At 48.4% G+C, this 17,601-nt stretch carries 10 protein-coding genes and 1 pseudogene; 5 read left to right on the top strand and 6 right to left on the bottom strand.

Features of this window, described 5'->3' with window-relative positions; translation table 11 throughout:
- Nucleotides 1–227 precede the first annotated feature (227 nt).
- Both mutA and scpA read left to right on the top strand, forming a co-directional pair.
- Nucleotides 228–2,126, top strand: coding sequence for a methylmalonyl-CoA mutase small subunit (gene mutA, locus E5355_RS07595; protein ID WP_136009847.1), 1,899 nt, complete (start codon nucleotides 228–230; stop codon nucleotides 2,124–2,126).
- Nucleotide 2,127: 1 nt separating this feature from the next.
- On the top strand, nucleotides 2,128–4,275 hold the full coding sequence (gene scpA / locus E5355_RS07590) for a methylmalonyl-CoA mutase (protein ID WP_136009846.1): 2,148 nt from the start codon (nucleotides 2,128–2,130) through the stop codon (nucleotides 4,273–4,275).
- Nucleotides 4,276–4,575: 300 nt separating this feature from the next.
- On the opposite strand, the pseudogene E5355_RS19830 reads toward scpA, so the two are convergent.
- Nucleotides 4,576–4,758 (bottom strand): annotated as a pseudogene (locus E5355_RS19830) (glucuronyl hydrolase); the annotation flags it as partial.
- Nucleotides 4,759–4,863: 105 nt separating this feature from the next.
- Between E5355_RS19830 and E5355_RS07580 the strand changes: the two are divergent.
- Nucleotides 4,864–7,053 carry a DNA topoisomerase 3 gene (locus tag E5355_RS07580; protein ID WP_136009845.1) on the top strand — a complete coding sequence of 730 codons (2,190 nt, stop codon included), beginning with the start codon at nucleotides 4,864–4,866 and terminating at the stop codon, nucleotides 7,051–7,053.
- A 106-nt stretch (nucleotides 7,054–7,159) separates the two neighbouring features.
- On the opposite strand, the gene E5355_RS07575 is transcribed toward E5355_RS07580, so the two are convergent.
- From E5355_RS07575 to aroC, 3 genes are read right to left on the bottom strand one after another with little or no spacing between them, the layout of a single operon-like run.
- The gene (locus E5355_RS07575) at nucleotides 7,160–8,239 is read right to left on the bottom strand and encodes an anhydro-N-acetylmuramic acid kinase (RefSeq protein WP_136009844.1); all 1,080 of its coding nucleotides are present in this window, start codon (nucleotides 8,237–8,239) and stop codon (nucleotides 7,160–7,162) included.
- Between the two features lie 15 nt (nucleotides 8,240–8,254).
- On the bottom strand, nucleotides 8,255–9,610 hold the full coding sequence (locus E5355_RS07570) for a dipeptidase (RefSeq protein WP_136009843.1): 1,356 nt from the start codon (nucleotides 9,608–9,610) through the stop codon (nucleotides 8,255–8,257).
- A 9-nt stretch (nucleotides 9,611–9,619) separates the two neighbouring features.
- A complete protein-coding gene (gene aroC, locus E5355_RS07565) occupies nucleotides 9,620–10,696 on the bottom strand; it encodes a chorismate synthase (RefSeq protein ID WP_136009842.1) in 1,077 nt (358 codons plus the stop codon).
- A 656-nt stretch (nucleotides 10,697–11,352) separates the two neighbouring features.
- Here aroC and E5355_RS07560 point away from each other — a divergent pair.
- Complete coding sequence (locus E5355_RS07560) at nucleotides 11,353–12,549, top strand: DUF4925 domain-containing protein (RefSeq protein WP_136009841.1); 1,197 nt, start codon at nucleotides 11,353–11,355, stop codon at nucleotides 12,547–12,549.
- Between the two features lie 136 nt (nucleotides 12,550–12,685).
- Entirely contained in the window at nucleotides 12,686–13,966 is a 1,281-nt protein-coding gene (locus E5355_RS07555; RefSeq protein WP_136009840.1) for a serine dehydratase subunit alpha family protein, read from the top strand.
- 121 nt (nucleotides 13,967–14,087) lie between these two features.
- Here E5355_RS07555 and E5355_RS07550 read toward each other — a convergent pair whose 3' ends face one another.
- Nucleotides 14,088–14,663, bottom strand: coding sequence for an FKBP-type peptidyl-prolyl cis-trans isomerase (locus E5355_RS07550; RefSeq protein ID WP_136009839.1), 576 nt, complete (start codon nucleotides 14,661–14,663; stop codon nucleotides 14,088–14,090).
- Nucleotides 14,664–15,314: 651 nt separating this feature from the next.
- Nucleotides 15,315–17,480 (bottom strand): polysaccharide lyase 8 family protein, encoded by a 2,166-nt coding sequence (locus tag E5355_RS07545; protein ID WP_136009838.1) that lies wholly within the window; start codon nucleotides 17,478–17,480, stop codon nucleotides 15,315–15,317.
- Nucleotides 17,481–17,601: the final 121 nt, after the last annotated feature.

Genomic DNA, 17,601 nt, shown 5'->3' with positions numbered 1-17,601 from the left:
TACTTAATAAAAAGGAGGTGGCAAAAGCTTTGTGGCACTTTTTGCCATATCAGCTTTGCAAAAGTATGGTGTCCGTCCGGCAAATGCTCAAAATCAGTATAGGCATAAAGTCACCGGCAAGTGCAATTTTCCCTAAAAAAATATTTTGTTCTAAGTATTTCCTTATATTTGCAAGTCTCTTGATGACAAAATGAATAGTATTCATCTATTTTAATTTTAAATAAACTATGGCAGACAGTAAAGAAAAACTCTTCTCCGACTTTTCTCCCGTTTCCACCGAACAGTGGATGGAGAAAGTTACCGCAGACCTGAAAGGGGCGGATTTCGAGAAGAAGCTCGTTTGGAAGACAAACGAAGGATTTAAGGTGAAACCTTTCTACCGTATGGAAGATCTCGAAGGTTTAAAGACGACAGATGCCCTTCCCGGCGAGTTCCCTTATCTCAGAGGTACCAAGAAAGACAACAATGAATGGCTTGTTCGTCAGGAAATCAAAGTGCAATGCCCCAAAGAGGCTAATGTCAAGGCATTGGACATTTTGAATAAAGGCGTGGATTCACTTTCCTTCCATGTAAAGGCCAAGGAACTGAGTGCGGAGTATATTGAAACCTTGTTGAAAGATATCTGCGCGGAATGTGTCGAGTTGAACTTCTCTACCTGCCAGGGGCATGTGGTGGAACTTGCGGAACTTCTTGTCGCTTATTTCCGGAAAAAGGATTATGACTTGACGAAGTTGCAGGGCTCCATCAACTATGACTACTTCAACAAGATGCTGGCCAAAGGTAAAGAGAAAGGTGATATGGTGGCAACGGCCAAGGCGCTGCTCGAGGCTACCGCTTCCCTGCCGAAATACCGTGTACTGAATGTGAATGCATTGACATTAAACAATGCAGGTTCTTATATCTTCCAGGAACTGGGCTATGCTTTGGCTTGGGGTAATGAATATATGAATCAGTTGGTCGATGCCGGCCTGCCTGCCGCAATGGTAGCCAAGAAGATTAAGTTCAATTTCGGTATCAGCTCCAATTACTTCCTTGAAATAGCCAAATTCCGCGCTGCGCGTATGCTGTGGGCGAATATTGTAGCTTCCTACAGCCCTGAATGTCTGCGTGACTGTGAAAATAAGGGCGAGAAAAACGAATGCCGCTGTGCTGCCAAGATGAAGATTCATGCGGAAACTTCTTCATTCAACCTGACTCTGTTTGACGCACACGTAAACTTGTTGCGTACGCAGACTGAGGCGATGAGTGCAGCCCTTGCCGGCGTTGACTCGATGACGGTTACTCCGTTCGACAAGGCATATGATGCTCCTAATGAGTTCTCTGAGCGTATGGCGCGTAACCAACAATTGTTGCTGAAAGAAGAATCGCACTTCGATAAGGTTATTGACCCGGCTGCAGGTTCCTATTATATCGAGAACCTGACCGTCTCTATTGCCAAGCAAGCCTGGGAACTCTTCCTCGCTGTAGAAGAAGACGGTGGTTTCTATGCTTCTGTAAAAGCCGGAAAAGTGCAGGCTGCCGTAAACGAGAGCAACAAGGCGCGTCATGCCGCAGTTGCCAAGCGCAAGGAAGTGCTGTTGGGTACTAACCAGTTCCCTAATTTCACTGAAAAGGCCGGAGATAAGAAACCGGTTGAGGCTACTTGCTGTTGCGGCGGCGGACATACGTGCGAAAAAGATGTTCCGACACTGAACTTTGACCGTGCTGCCAGTGAATTTGAAGCGTTGCGTCTTGAAACGGAGGCTTCCGGCAAACGTCCGAAAGCGTTTATGCTGACTATCGGCAATCTGGCCATGCGTCAGGCACGTGCACAGTATTCTTGCAACTTCCTGGCCTGTGCGGGATATGAAGTTGTGGACAATCTCGGCTTCTCTACTGTAGAAGAAGGTATGGAAGCTGCTATGTCTGCCAAGGCGGATATTGTGGTATTGTGCTCCAGTGATGATGAATATGCGGAATATGCTGTTCCTGCCTTCAAGGCTCTGAACGGTCGTGCCATGTTTATCGTAGCCGGTGCTCCTGCCTGCATGGACGACCTGAAGGCTGCCGGTATCGAGAACTTTATCCATGTCCGTGTCAACGTGCTGGAAACATTAAAGGAATACAACGCTAAACTTTTGAAGTAAGATGAGAAAAGATTTTAAAAACTTAGATATATATGCCGCTTTCCAGCCCGTCAACGGTGCTGAGTGGCAAAAGGCTAACGGCATCCACGCTGATTGGAAAACGCCGGAACACATTGAAGTGAAGCCTGTTTATACAAAAGAAGACCTCGAAGGGATGGAGCATCTTGACTATGCAGCCGGACTTCCTCCTTATTTACGCGGCCCGTACTCTGTGATGTATACGTTGCGTCCCTGGACCATCCGTCAGTATGCTGGTTTTTCCACAGCCGAAGAATCAAATGCCTTCTACCGCCGTAATCTGGCATCCGGACAGAAAGGTTTGTCCGTGGCTTTCGACCTGGCCACTCACCGTGGTTACGACCCCGACCACGAACGCGTAGTGGGTGATGTCGGCAAGGCGGGTGTATCCATCTGCTCACTGGAAAACATGAAGGTGTTGTTCGACGGTATTCCTTTGAACAAGATGTCTGTATCTATGACTATGAACGGTGCTGTGCTTCCCGTCATGGCATTCTATATCAATGCAGGTCTGGAGCAAGGTGCCAAGCTGGAGGAAATGGCAGGTACTATCCAAAACGATATCTTGAAGGAATTCATGGTGCGTAATACCTATATTTATCCGCCTGCATTCTCTATGAAGATTATCTCCGACATCTTTGAATATACTTCCCGGAAGATGCCTAAGTTCAATTCTATTTCCATCTCCGGTTATCACATGCAGGAAGCCGGTGCTACGGCGGATATTGAATTGGCTTATACGTTGGCTGACGGTCTGGAATATCTCCGTGCCGGTGTTGCCGCAGGCATTGACATCGATGCCTTCGCACCGCGTCTCTCTTTCTTCTGGGCCATCGGGACGAACCATTTCATGGAAATTGCCAAGATGCGTGCCGCGCGTATGTTGTGGGCAAAAATTGTGAAGCAGTTCAACCCGAAGAATCCGAAGTCGCTGGCTTTGCGTACGCACTCCCAGACTTCCGGTTGGTCATTGACAGAGCAAGACCCGTTCAACAATGTGGGCCGTACTTGTATCGAGGCGATGGCTGCTGCATTGGGACATACCCAGTCATTGCATACCAACGCTCTTGACGAGGCTATTGCTTTGCCGACGGATTTCTCTGCACGTATTGCACGTAATACGCAGATTTATATTCAGGAAGAAACTTACATTTGCAAGAATGTAGACCCATGGGGAGGTTCTTATTATGTGGAGAGTCTGACTAATGAGCTGGCTCACAAGGCTTGGGAGCTGATTCAGGAGGTAGAGAAGCTGGGCGGTATGGCAAAAGCCATCGAAACCGGTATTCCCAAGATGCGTATCGAAGAGGCTGCTGCACGTACGCAAGCCCGTATCGACAGCGGTTCGCAGACCATTGTCGGCGTGAACAAGTATCGTCTGGAGAAAGAAGCTCCGATTGATATTCTTGAAATCGACAATACGGCTGTTCGCCAGGAGCAGATTGCCAACTTGAAGACTTTGAAGGAGGGACGTGACGAGGCAGCAGTGCAGAAGGCTTTGGAGGCCATCACGAAGTGTGTGGAAACGAAAGAGGGGAACTTGCTGGAGCTGGCAGTAGAGGCGGCTCGCGTGCGTGCCACTTTGGGAGAAATCTCTTACGCGTGCGAAAAGATTGTAGGACGTTATAAAGCAGTAATCAGAACTATATCAGGCGTGTATTCATCAGAAAGTAAGAATGACAGCGACTTCCACCGTGCTTGTGAATTGGCGGAGAAGTTTGCCAAGAAAGAGGGACGTCAGCCTCGTATCATGGTAGCCAAGATGGGGCAGGACGGTCACGACCGCGGTGCCAAGGTTGTTGCAACCGGTTATGCCGACTGTGGCTTCGACGTGGATATGGGACCTTTGTTCCAGACACCTGCCGAGGCTGCCCGCGAAGCGGTCGAGAACGACGTTCATGTAGTGGGAGTTTCTTCATTGGCTGCCGGACACAAGACATTGGTTCCGCAGATTATCGAAGAACTCAAGAAGTTGGGACGTGAGGACATCGTAGTGATTGCCGGTGGTGTAATCCCCGCACAAGACTATGACTTCCTTTACAAGGCAGGCGTAGCTGCCATCTTCGGCCCCGGCACTCCGGTTGCCAAGGCTGCTTGCCAGATATTGGAAATCTTGTTGGATGAAGAATAATCCGACATGTTAAATGTTAAAAAAGGACGGTGTGCGTTTGCATATCCGTCCTTTTTTCTTAATCTGTGTTATAAAACATGTCTTTTCTCTTGGATAATTTGCAGATTTATCAGAAGTCCGTATCTTTGCAATGTGTTTTTCATAGTATTAGATTTAAGGTTAACAAAGGTTGGAGTACAGCGGTACTCCTTTTTTTATGTCCGTATCTTTCGTTTCTTCCCCTTTTTTTTATGAAACAAAAAAATCCGCTACCTCCGCATCAAGCATTGGTAACGGATTCATCCCTGCCAAACAATCTGATTACTTATTTAAGTTTTGGTATCTTTGCAAAGCTTCGAGATAATAATAGTCTGCATAGTTTAGTGGTACGTCTATCTCCGAACCGTGGGGCAGTGAGCCGGTGGAGTGCATCAGTACAAATCCCTGATTGCTTCCTTTGGTTGCCAGATAGCTGTTGCTTGAAAGATTCTTCAGGATGGTTTCTACTCATTGTGCGGGTGCAGATTGTTTATTTGACCATCAATTCTGTGCAAATTTTCTTTTTTCAGCTTGTTTGCACTATCTTTGCCTCCTTAAAAGATGAAATAAATGATAGTTTGTATTGCCGAAAAGCCCTCTGTGGCGCGTGACATAGCTGATGTACTGGGAGCGAGAGAAAAGAAAGACGGATACATCGAAGGAAACGGATACCAGGTGACCTGGACATTCGGTCATCTTTGTACGTTGAAGGAGCCGCATGAATATACCCCTAATTGGAAGTCATGGAGTTTGGGAAGTCTGCCCATGATACCTCCCCGTTTCGGCATTAAGCTGATTAGCAATCCCACATACGAACGCCAGTTCCATACGATAGAGAACCTTATGCAACATGCCGATATGATAATAAACTGCGGTGATGCCGGGCAGGAGGGAGAATTGATACAGCGCTGGGTGATGCAGAAGGCTGGGGCGCGTTGCCCGGTGAAACGCCTTTGGATTTCTTCATTGACGGAAGAGGCTATCCGCGAGGGCTTTGCCAAGCTGCGCGATGCGTCGGATTTCCAGCCTTTGTACGAAGCCGGACTCTCTCGTGCCATTGGCGACTGGTTGCTGGGGATGAATGCCACCCGCCTCTACACCATGAAGTATGGGCAGAACCGACAAGTACTTTCTATCGGCCGTGTGCAGACGCCGACACTGGCACTGATTGTAAACCGTCAGTTGGAAATACAGCATTTTGTTCCCAAGCAATACTGGGAGCTGAAAACCGTCTATCGAGATACTACTTTCTCTGCCATTATCCGGAAAAGCGAGGAGGAGCTGGTACTGGAAGCCGAGAAGCAGAAAGAGGCCATAGCTGCCGGCAAGAAACCTAAAAAAGAAGAAGAGAATCGAGGTATCGACCCCATTACCGACCACGAGCGTGGGCTTGCTTTGCTGGCGCAGATTAAGAATTCTCCTTTTACAGTGACAAGTGTCACCAAGAAGGAGGGGAGGGAGGCACCGCTCCGCTTGTTTGACTTGACTTCTTTGCAAGTGGAATGTAACAAGAAATTTGCCTATTCCGCTGATGAAACGCTGAAAATTATCCAGTCCTTGTATGAGAAGAAAGTGGCTACCTATCCACGTGTAGACACTACCTATTTGAGTGATGATATCTATCCCAAATGCCCCGGAATTTTGAAAGGTCTGCGCGATTACGAGACATTTACAGCCCCTTTGGCAGGAACTGCATTGTTGAAATCCAAAAAGGTTTTCGATAACTCCAAGGTGACAGATCACCATGCCATTATTCCTACCGGCCAGCATCCGCAGAATCTGACGGATATGGAGCGTCGTGTATTCGATTTGATAGCACGCCGTTTCATTGCTGTATTCTACCCCGATTGTAAGTTTGCCACTACCACCGTATTTGGCGAGGTAGAAAGCATCGAGTTCAAGGCCACCGGCAAGCAGATTCTGGAACCGGGTTGGCGTGTTATTTTCGGCACTCCCTCGGCACAATCGCAGGAGGAGAGAGAGGAGAAGGGAGAAGAGGAGGGTGTGCTTCCGGCTTTTGTGAAAGGAGAAAGCGGGCCGCATGTCCCCGATTTGTATGAGAAGTGGACGCAGCCGCCCCGGCCTTATACGGAAGCCACCCTGCTGCGTGCTATGGAGACAGCGGGCAAGCTGGTGGATAACGACGAGCTGCGTGATGCGCTGAAGGAAAACGGCATCGGTCGTCCGTCTACCCGTGCAGCCATCATCGAGACACTGTTCAAGCGGAACTATATCCGCAAGGAAAAGAAGAATCTGATAGCCACTCCTACCGGTGTGGAGCTGATACAGATTATCCATGAGGAGCTGTTGAAATCGGCGGAACTGACTGGTATTTGGGAAAAGAAACTGCGTGAGATTGAAAAACGGACTTACAATGCCGGACAATTCTTGGAAGAACTGAAACAGATGGTATCGGAGGTCGTGATGAGTGTACTTTCTGATAACAGCAACCGCCACATCACCATCCAAGCGCCTGCTCCCGAAAAGAGCAGTAAGGCTTCTGCCAAGGCAGAGGCTGCCGATAAACCGAAAAAGGAGCCGAAGAAAAGAGCACCGAGAAAGTCTGCCGCCGCAGGCAAAAAGACGGAGCAGGCTTCGGGCACTGTGGCAACTTCAAGTACGGAGGCTTCCGTACAAGCTGACGATTTCGTCGGTCAGACTTGTCCGCTTTGCGGAAAAGGTACTGTTATCAAGGGGAAAACGGCTTACGGTTGTTCCGAATGGAAATCCGGATGTACATTCCGCAAGCCGTTTGAATAGGGCTGATATCTTGGTTATTCGTGGCTTTGTAGCCCGTCACCCGTAGTTTATGGTTCGTTTTCTGCTATGCACCCCAGTTGGGATATTCCCATAATGGTAAAATGGACTATATTTTAAACAGCATTCCCCCGATATTATCTGTCGTAGCTCCCGTCACCGAGGCGAGGCATCCGGGTTCGTCCGCTATATAGAGGGCACCCAGGAAAGCGAAGATTAGGGCTTCCTTGTACTCTATGATTTGTCGGTCGGGAATGACTATTTCGCACGGGCAGAGTGCTCCTATCCGTTCTATCAGGAATTTATTGAAAGCCCCTCCACCGGTAATCAGCAGTTTGCAGTTGCCACCGGGAAGCGGATGGATGCTGATGACGCGCGATATTTGCCAGGCTGCATGTTCATAGAACGTGCGAAGCATGTCTTCCAAACTCAGGCCATAACGCTCGAGCATGGGATATACCAGCGTTTCCACCCACTCTCGTCCCAAAGATTTCGGTCCGGACTGATGGTAGAAGTCCATTCCGTTCAGTTCGTCCAGCAGTTCCTGGCAGATGTTTCCTTGCCGCGCTATCTTGCCGTCGCGGTCAAACTCCAATCCTATTTGCCGGCAGTAATGGTTGATGACGTAATTCACCGGGCTGATATCGAAAGCGATACGCCGTCCGTCTTGCTCGAATGAAATGTTGGAGAAGCCGCCGATATTCAAACAAAAGTTATAGTCGGCAAAAAGCAACCGGTCGCCAATGGGTACGAGTGGAGCACCCTGCCCACCCAGCATGATGTCCAGTCGCCGGAAATCCGAAACGGTAGGTATACGGGTTTCGGCGGCAATGGCGGCTCCGTCGCCTATCTGGTACATGACTCTCTTATGTGGCTCATGGAAGATAGTATGTCCGTGGGAGGCTATAACATCGGGGCGGACTCCAAATTCCTGCATGAACTCGTTGACACGTTCACCGAGAAACTTTCCATAGGAGCTGTGGAAAGTGATGAACTCCAAAGCACTCATTGTCTGTGCACCGGTACCCAATATCTGCTTCATGGCGTCGGGATAGCTATAGCCTTTCGCACAGTCTATATGGAAAGACCATTTTCCGGCTTGCCGCCGGAAAGTGCAGCAACATACGTCCAGCCCGTCAAGGGAGGTACCGGACATCAGTCCGATAGCCTGAATTTGGAAGTCTTTCATCCTGATTTTCTTATTTTATTTGTAATTGAGGTAGAATTCGACAACGGCTTCTATTCCTTTACGGAAGATGTCCAACGGTATATTCTCATTAGGTGAGTGGATGGCATTCGATTCCAATCCGAAGCCCATCAAAACGGTTTTGATACCCAGCACTTGTTCGAAGGTGGAGATAATGGGAATACTTCCACCCCGGCGCACTGCCAGCGGTTTCTTTCCGAAGGCTTTTTTAAAACCTTTTTCGGCGGCTTGGTAGGCGGGCAGGGTGATGGGACATACGTATCCTTGTCCTCCGTGCATCGGAGTGACTTTCACCTGCACCGAATCCGGTGCTATGTCTAAGATGTAGTCGGCAAACAGTTTGGATATTTTATGGTGGTCTTGGTGGGGAACCAATCGGCAGGACACCTTGGCATATGCCTTGGATGGGAGCACTGTCTTGGACCCTTCACCCGTATATCCGCCCCAGATGCCGCATACATCGAAAGAAGGGCGGCAACTGTTGCGTTCCAGCGTACTGTAGCCTTTCTCTCCGAAAAGTGCTTTTACATTGATGGCCTTTTTGTATTTCTCTTCGTCGAAAGGAATGCGGGCTATCATGTCGCGCTCGGCTTGGGGAACTTCTTCCACATCGTCGTAAAAGCCCGGTACGGTGATACGTCCCTCTGCATCCGTCACTTGGCTGATTATCTGGCAAAGCACATTGATGGGGTTGGCAACGGCACCGCCGAAGTGACCGCTGTGCAGGTCGCGGTTGGGGCCGGTCACCTCTATTTCCCAATAGGCCAGTCCGCGAAGCCCGGTAGTCAGTGAAGGCAGGTCGGCGCCAAGCATGCTGGTGTCCGAAACCAGAATGACGTCTGCTTTCAGCAACTCTTTGTGCTCCTGGCAAAAGCTTTCCAAGCTGGGTGAACCGATTTCTTCTTCTCCTTCGAAGATGAATTTTACGTTGGTTTGCAGCAGTCCGTTGCGTACGAGGTATTCAAACGCTTTCACTTGTATGAAAGACTGCCCTTTGTCATCATCTGCACCACGCGCCCAGATGTGTCCGTCGCGTATTTCGGGTTCAAACGGTTTGCTGTTCCAAAGTTCCAGAGGTTCGGCAGGCATCACGTCGTAGTGTGCATATACCAATACGGTCTTGGCGTTCGGGTCTACGATTTTCTGTCCGAAAACAATCGGGTTGCCTTTGGAGGGCATTACGAGGGCTTCGTCCGCTCCGGCTTCGAGCAACAACTGTGCCCAACGTTCGGCGCAGGCAAGCATGTCGTCGTGATGTTCGGGTTTGGCACTGATGCTTGGAATACGGATGAGGCTGAACAAGTCTTCCAGCATCTTAGGCTCGTTCTCGGTGATGTATTTCTTTATTTCCATGGGTGAATATTATAGTTGTGTTGTTCTGTCAATCAGGTAATAATCCAGCAATGTCATTGCTGTCATTGCTTCCACGATGGGTACTGCGCGTGGCAACACGCACGGGTCATGGCGTCCGCGGGCTTTCAGGGTGGTGTCTACACCGTCAATGTTCACGGTGTGTTGTTCCATCAGTACGGTTGCCACGGGTTTGAAGGCTACGCGGAAATAGATGTCTTGTCCGTTGCTGATTCCGCCTTGTATGCCGCCCGAATGGTTGGTGCGGGTCTCGATACGTCCGTTGTTATTGTAGAACACATCATTCTGCTCCGAGCCTTTCTGCTTTAATCCCTTGAAACCGTCCCCATACTCGAATGCTTTTGCTGCATTGATGCTGAGCATGGCTGCTCCGAGTGCCGCATGGAGCTTGCCGAATACGGGTTGTCCCAGTCCGATGGGGCATCCTTTGACGACACAGGTCACCACTCCTCCGATGGTATCTCCTTCTTCCTTTATCTTGAAGATGAGTTCTTCCATTTCTTTCGCTTTCGCCGGGTCGGGGCAGCGGACCGGATTGGTCTCTATCAGGTCGAGATTGTATGCGGTATAGTTTTCTTCAAGGCGGATGGGGCCTACTTGTGAGGTGTACGCTGTGATGTGTATGCCCAACTGTTTTAGTGCCAATTTGGCCAGGGCACCCGCCACTACACGCGAGATTGTTTCGCGGGCGGATGAGCGTCCTCCCCCCCGGTGGTCACGGATGCCGTATTTCACCTTATAAGTATAGTCGGCATGTGAAGGGCGATAGACTTCTTTCAGATTATTGTAATCGTCGGAATGCTGGTTTTGGTTCCACACGATGAATCCTATGGGGCAGCCCGTGGATTTTCCTTCGAAGATGCCGGAGAGGAACTCCACTTTATCACCTTCTTTCCGGGCGGTAGTGATACGTGACTGTCCGGGGCGGCGTCGGTCGAGCTCTGCCTGGACGAAATCCATATCAATGACTATTCCTGCAGGGAATCCGTCTATAACTCCTCCCACACCCTTACCGTGCGATTCCCCAAAACTGGTAAGGCGGAGAATATTTCCAAATGAGTTGAACATATCAAATGCTTTAAAGGTTTATATATGAGGCTCATGCGCCAATATCTCTCTTATGAAAATACTTTTCACTTTATAAAGGTAACAACTTTTTTTGGGATTCGTTTGAATGAAAAGCATTTTTTTGCATTAAGACTGCATGGCTTTCATTTAAGGGAGTTGAGGGCACATGCGATAAAGAAGTGAAAACCAAGCTTGCGGATAGGTGTCCCAAAGTTGGGGATATGCGTTCCAAGGTTGGGCATGTCTATCCCAAGGCTTGGGATAGAACTTGCGACATGTCTTTGGCATTTTTACAACAAATACTTAAGAACTTTATTATATGTATCTTGCAACTTTTTTGCAAATGTCTATTGGGCGGGAAACTTATGTCCTGTGGCAGGATTGCCGTTCTTTGGCAGAGCAACAATGAAGAGGGAGCGATTCTCGATAATTTCTCTGACTCTTTTGAATGAACCCTTCAAATGAAGAGCCGTGATTAATACTACCACCGTTGCTGCATTTAAATATGGAGAGCATTAAAAATAGAACATCCTTTTTTTAGAAAAGACCTTGTACTGTAACCTTAAAAGGTGTTACTTTGCACTCTTGATTTTAAAATAGGAAATTGATGGCTTCTAGGGAAGCCTTTTATTAACTAAACAAGTATTCTTAAAAGTATGAAAAAGAATTTATTTTATTTGTTTGCATTGATTTGTTCAATGAGTTTGTTTACGGCTTGTAGTGATGATGACGATGAAGTTAAGTCACTTCCGGAAGTAAATGCTCCTTATGTATCGTCGGAGCTGGAACTTACTTATGGTGGTGAAGTGCTTTTGGGAAAGAAGGTCACTTTCTATACGGCAGATGGGAAAAGTGCCGACATTACATTGGAAGGTGCTGATATTGCGTTGACTAAAGAGACTATGGCATCCGGACTGGTAAATCCGGGCGTGATACCGGGCGAACCTAAGGTTACGTTTTCAGCGGCTTTGCAACCGGCAGAAGGTGGATATACTTTTGCAGGTGAACATGTTGCCGATAATTATAGCATGAAATATGAAGGTGCTGTAGAGAAAGGCAAATTGGATTTGGCCTTGGAAGTAAAGTTGGCCGGTGACAATGCGTTGGCTGGAAACACATGGAATCTTTTCTCTTATGACCCTTATGCGGTGAAAAATCCGTTGCATGTTGTTTGGAACTCGGAGAAACCGTTCTCTGTAGTTCTGTTCCCTTTTCCTGGTGCTCAGCCTGTTGAACTTCAACCGGGTGAGTTTATCACTTTGATGTCTGCCATGGGTATTATACCGGTAGGAGACAAAAAGATGGGAGTGAATGAGATATTGTCTTGTTTGTTGCAGAGCGTTACTTTCAGGGAAGATGGCAATATTGTAGCTTCTTATTCTGATGTGGCCGATATAGTTTCACCAAAATTCCAGAATTCTCCGTTGAATATGGTACAGTATGCGGTGAAAAATGAGAAACTGTATTTATACTTGAATGTGGATGCCATCATAGGTGCTGTGCAGAAAATGACTACCAAGGGGCTGGATATGGAAACTGTCCTTCCGGTTGTGCTGCCTAAATTGATGGAATTGATTCCGATGCTTTCCAGCGGAATTCCTTTGGGCTATTCGGTTAATGAAGAAGGCAATGAACTGGCTGTTTATATTGACAAAGAGTTGGGATCGAAACTTATTGATATTCTGTTGTCTTTATTAGAGAATGAAGAAATTGTAGCCGCCATTAAAGAAGCTGCTACAAGTAATCCGGACTTCGCTATGTTTGCAGGTGTTGTAGAAGCTATATTGGAACAAGCACCGGAAGTGTTTGCCAAAACAAATGAGATGGAACTTGGATTGAACTTTGTGAAATGAGATAACTGTTTCAAATAATACATCCGTGTTTTTCTTGAAGAGACCGAACTCTGTTGTAAAATAGGAGTTCGGTCTCTTTTTATTTTAGTTTTTTTTCTACATTTGCAGTATCGATAATTAAATAATTAAGACGGATATGACGGAGACAGAACGACAGCAAATCATCTCATTGGTCAAGCGTGAAGTAATTCCTGCTATTGGTTGTACAGAACCTATTGCAGTGGCGTTATGTGTGGCGAAAGCTGCGGAAGTATTGAACAAGCGCCCGGAGAAAGTAACGGTGCTTTTAAGTGCCAATATCTTGAAGAATGCGATGGGCGTAGGCATTCCGGGTACGGGAATGATTGGACTGCCCATTGCCGTGGCGTTGGGCGCTTTGATAGGCAAGTCCGAATATCAGTTGGAAGTCTTGAAAGACAGTACGCCGGAAGCAGTGGAGGCAGGAAAGCGTTTTATTGACGAAAAGCGTATTCATATATCCTTAAAAAACGATATAGAAGAGAAACTCTATATAGAAGTGTGTTGCGAGGCCGGAGGAGATAAGGCGACCGCCATCATTGCCGGCGGGCATACTACCTTTATATATGTGGCGCGCAACAGCGAAGTGTTGTTGAATAAGCAAGCTGTCGCAAGCACGGAAGCAGAGGGGAATACTTTGGATTTGTCTCTCCGTAAAGTCTATGACTTCGCATTGACCGCCCCGCTGGACGAAATCCGTTTTATTCTCGAAACTGCCCGTCTGAACAAGGCCGCCGCCGAGCGTTCTTTCGAGGGCAATTACGGGCATGGCCTGGGAAAAATCCTTCGTGGCACGTACGAACATCGTGTGATGGGCGACAGTGTCTTTTCACATATCCTTTCTTATACTTCGGGTGCGTGCGACGCCCGTATGGCAGGTGCCATGATTCCGGTGATGAGTAATTCCGGCAGCGGTAACCAAGGTATATCCGCTACGTTGCCAGTCCTGATTTATGCCGAGGAAAACGGAAAATCGGAGGAAGAGATTGTCCGTGCCCTTATGTTGAGCCATTTGACAGTGATTTATATCAAGCAGAGTTTGGGACGTTTGTCCGCCTTATGCGGTTGTGTGGTTGCTGCTACCGGTTCCAGCTGTGGCATCACTTGGCTGATGGGCGGTGCATACGAGCAGGTGTCATACGCAGTTCAGAATATGATTGCCAATCTTACCGGAATGATTTGTGATGGTGCCAAACCCAGTTGTGCATTGAAAGTCACCACCGGGGTTTCCACCGCAGTGCTTTCGGCCATCATGGCCATGGAAAACCGTTGTGTAACTTCCGTGGAAGGTATTATTGATGAGGATGTGGATCGGAGTATCCGCAATCTGACAAAGATAGGCTCCAAAGGCATGAACGAAACAGACAAGCTTGTGCTCGAAATCATGACAAGTAAATGATGGTTACGAAATAAGCGTATATTTTTCCAAAAATATCACCCCCTGCCACAGTAATGTAAGGCAGGGGGTGATGTTTTGTTTGAAATAGGCTTTGAGTTTGTATTCAGTCTTTAAGGAATCATTAGTGGCATCCTCCGCATCCGCAGTCATCGCCGCAGTCTCCGCCTCCGCAATCTCCTCCGCAGCTGCCGCAACCGCAACCACCGCTTGCCATTCGTATCAGTTCCGATACCTCTTCGTTGGTGGCAGGACGGTTTGTCACTACTTCACCCGTAAAATTCAGGTCGCAACCTGCCAGCGGGTGATTCATGTCCATCACCACGACATCTTCTTTCACTTCTACCACGCTTCCGTTTATGCGTTGTCCTTCATTGGTCATCAAGGGGACTACCGCTCCTTCCACGATGCGTTCGCTGTCGAATTTTCCGTCGATGACAAAAATTTCTTTGGGCAGGTCGATGACGTGGTCTTCATCATATTCACCGTATGCTTCGGCGGCAGGAATGATGAAATCGAACTTGTCACCACTTTGCAAATCTTTTATTTGCGCTTCAAAAGGCTCAAGCGTCAGTCCCAGTCCGGAGATAAACTGGAAGGGATGTTCGGCGGGAGCTTCTTCGGTGAATTCTTTTTCTCCGTTTTCTATCGTGTATAGCTTGTAGGCTACGGTGATGTACTTGTTTTCTACTGTTTCCATTCTCTTGATTTTGTTAGATGTTTATTTATCAGTTGGCGAAGATACGAATATTTTGCGTGACTGAATGAATGTGTACCGGACTTTTTCAGTCCGGTACCACGGCTTTTTCATTTAAGAAATACTGTTTATCGCTTGTTTTTGTAGTAAAAATCCTTATATCCATGCGCAATAATGCAGAAGCATCGCCTTGAATGCTTCTTCTTATCGTTCGTTTTTTATACATGATTTCACTGTGAATAGGTCGCAGCATTACTGTGAACAGGTTGCAGCATTATTGTGAACAGGTTGCAGCATTACTGTGAATAGGTTGCAGCATTACTGTGAATAGGTTGCAGCGTCACTGCAAATATAGTTGCAGCGTCACTGCAAATAGGTTGCAGTGCCACTGCAAAACAATTGCAGATTTTTGCAGTGGTTATATGCTGATTTATAGATTATTATGCTGAGAGGAATAGATGCGTAGTCAAGGATAATTACGTAATCCGTATGATAACTGCGGGAATACCTGCAGGTTGCAGCAGTGTGAAGAAAAGAGGTTTCACCGGGAAAACCGATAGATAGGACGATTTGGGGAAAAGGTGAATGTGTGAAGGATGCGGTAAAGGATGACCAAGGTCAGGCGAAGCGGTGACCTTGGTCAGACGTTCTGTCTCAGAACTTGGCACGATACGCCTTTGTAGCCCCTGCCCGAATGCCGCTCTCCTTGAAGCTGCAACGGAAGGTTGCCGTCTTCTTGCTCGACGCTGGCAGGCGGAGGCTGACTTGGATGTCTTCCTGCGTCTGGCCCGGGTCGGCAATGTGGAAGCTGCCGTCTTCTTTGACGAGGAGTGTGCAAGGATGGTCTACGGTTATTTGAAGCTCTTTATGCTTGAACGTGCCTGCAGTGTAGAACACCATTCCCCACAGCTTCAATTCCTTGTTGCGTACCACCTGCATTTCGGGGGTATTGCTGACGATGCTGACGGGGCAGTGCTTCCTGTATTCCTCCACTTCATCGGCAGTGTGCTTGCCGGGTACCACGATGTAGGCGTATGTGGCTCCCGAAGGCTGCATGCCGTGGTCGAAGTTCAAAGTGAAGACATCCTGGTGTACGCTATCTTTAGGAGCGGTATGGTTGATATCATACCATGTGCCGCTTTGTGTCTGCTTGGATACGGATATCTGCCCGCCGTCCGGGAAGAGATAGGCCACATCGTTGTGGAGCACCCACTGCGGAGAGCGGTAGTGGGCTGCGGATGCTTTCTGGGGCGTAACGATTTTGCCGGAACGCACCAGAACCGGCTTGTCTTGTGCCGTCAGGCATTGGTTGACGGTAGTATTCACTTCGGCCGAGGCGGTGGAGCGGATGTCCGTGCCGAGGCATACCACTTCATTGTCGAAGAAGAACCAGGCCTTGCGGGCAGCCGTGTGCACACCGGTCAGAGTGTCGCTGTATGCGTAGGCCGATACGCCATAAAGGCTGTCCGACACGCCGCCGGCGAAAGTGGAAGTACCGGGCATCTGCCAGTCATTGGGAGCCATGGGGATGGGAGAGAGCTGCGGGGCGGTGGTGCCGGGTATGCGTGTCCAGTTCCATACGGGGAAGATATTGAAATATTCGTCTCCGGTAGTGGTGATATTGGTGCATCCGTCGGACATGAAGTAAGTCTTCAGGTTCTCGCCGTTGCCGTATTCACAGCGTGCAGTGCGGGTAGACACCATGCGTACGTCAAAGGTGTAGTGCGGGCGTACGTGCAGGGTATAGTCGGCACGGTAGTAGTGCGTATGTTTCGGGCTGAGGGCATAGTCGGCATTCTCTTTTCCTTCGAGGCGGACGATGATAGCCTTGTACTCGTCAGTGTGTGCAGTGTCCAGTTGAGCCATGCGGCGGGCAAAGAGCGCAGTGTGCGACTTGTCGGTAATTTTTGGGCGGCTCACGCCACGGCCCAGTACATCGAACAGCATGTGACGGCCCCGGATGGTAGCATAATACGTTTCGCGCATGAATTTGCTCAGCAGTGCCAGTTTCTCTTGGGGGATGGCGAAGCGGGTACCTCGGGTGTACATGGCCACTTGGGTGATGCCTTTCAGGATTTCGTCTCCGTAGCCGCCGATGTAGAGCTGCCGTCCGTGCTGGAAGTAAGAGTTGTCATGCTGGAATCCCTCTTTGGTGGTATATACAATGGGATTGTAGACGTTGTCCAGAGCCAGGGCGAGGTCTTCTTCGTTTTGGGTGAGGCAGGCGCGATATATCCAGTGCAAGGCAATGTCGGTGCGGTTCGCTCCGGTCCATTTGGCGGGATGGCCTCCGTCCTTGCGTACGCGGTCCAGAGTCTTGGTTTCCAGTTCGGCGGGAATCTGTTTCTTGCCGGTGCGCAGCTGAATCAGCATGATACCCAAGCGTTGGGGTTCGGCAATCTGGTTGTACCACCAGTTGTGGCACCACGGATTCCGTTCGTACCAGTACTCCAGGCCTTTCACTATCTTGTCGAAGAGGGCTTCATTTCCGTAATAGCTGTTTCCGGGGGTGGTATAGGCGAATGCGAAATCATACAGTCGCTCTATGTGCAGCAAGGGCGGCCAGTTTGTACGCTGTATGCTCGCATAGTCCACGTCGGTGAAGGAGCCGTCGGCTTCATTGTAGGTTTTCAGCGCTTCTTCTATCTCTTTTGCCGGAGGATTGATAGCGAAGTCTTGTCTGATTTTTTTCATAAGGAGTTGATACTCGTTGTCTCCTTGGGAGGAGTTGGCGGGTGCCGGTTGCTGCGCCCGTAGTTGGCTGTTTGTAGCAAGCCATGCAAGCAATAGGATTGCGAAGGTTAGAATACGGTTTTTCATTTGAATTGTTTTTATGATATATTATATAATGTGTATTCGTGTGAAGACTGCGTATGCAAAGGTATGGCTTTTATTGATAATTGAAAGGGAATCCGGTAGGGAATCGTACTTTGAAATTGAT

Origin of the sequence: Bacteroides muris (ex Afrizal et al. 2022) (genome assembly GCF_004793475.1) — a bacterium.
Classification (GTDB): Bacteria; Bacteroidota; Bacteroidia; order Bacteroidales; family Bacteroidaceae; genus Bacteroides; species Bacteroides muris.
Note: the sequence above shows the minus strand (reverse complement) of the source record. Positions and strands in the feature narration are given on the sequence as shown.

Bases quoted from the DNA above. Each gene is read 5' to 3' on its own strand.
- mutA (WP_136009847.1), top strand. From the start codon at position 228: ATGGCAGACAGTAAAGAAAAACTCTTCTCCGACTTTTCTCCCGTTTCC.
- scpA (WP_136009846.1), top strand. From the start codon at position 2,128: ATGAGAAAAGATTTTAAAAACTTAGATATATATGCCGCTTTCCAGCCC.
- E5355_RS07580 (WP_136009845.1), top strand. From the start codon at position 4,864: ATGATAGTTTGTATTGCCGAAAAGCCCTCTGTGGCGCGTGACATAGCT.
- E5355_RS07575 (WP_136009844.1), bottom strand. From the start codon at position 8,239: ATGAAAGACTTCCAAATTCAGGCTATCGGACTGATGTCCGGTACCTCC.
- E5355_RS07570 (WP_136009843.1), bottom strand. From the start codon at position 9,610: ATGGAAATAAAGAAATACATCACCGAGAACGAGCCTAAGATGCTGGAA.
- aroC (WP_136009842.1), bottom strand. From the start codon at position 10,696: ATGTTCAACTCATTTGGAAATATTCTCCGCCTTACCAGTTTTGGGGAA.
- E5355_RS07560 (WP_136009841.1), top strand. From the start codon at position 11,353: ATGAAAAAGAATTTATTTTATTTGTTTGCATTGATTTGTTCAATGAGT.
- E5355_RS07555 (WP_136009840.1), top strand. From the start codon at position 12,686: ATGACGGAGACAGAACGACAGCAAATCATCTCATTGGTCAAGCGTGAA.
- E5355_RS07550 (WP_136009839.1), bottom strand. From the start codon at position 14,663: ATGGAAACAGTAGAAAACAAGTACATCACCGTAGCCTACAAGCTATAC.
- E5355_RS07545 (WP_136009838.1), bottom strand. From the start codon at position 17,480: ATGAAAAACCGTATTCTAACCTTCGCAATCCTATTGCTTGCATGGCTT.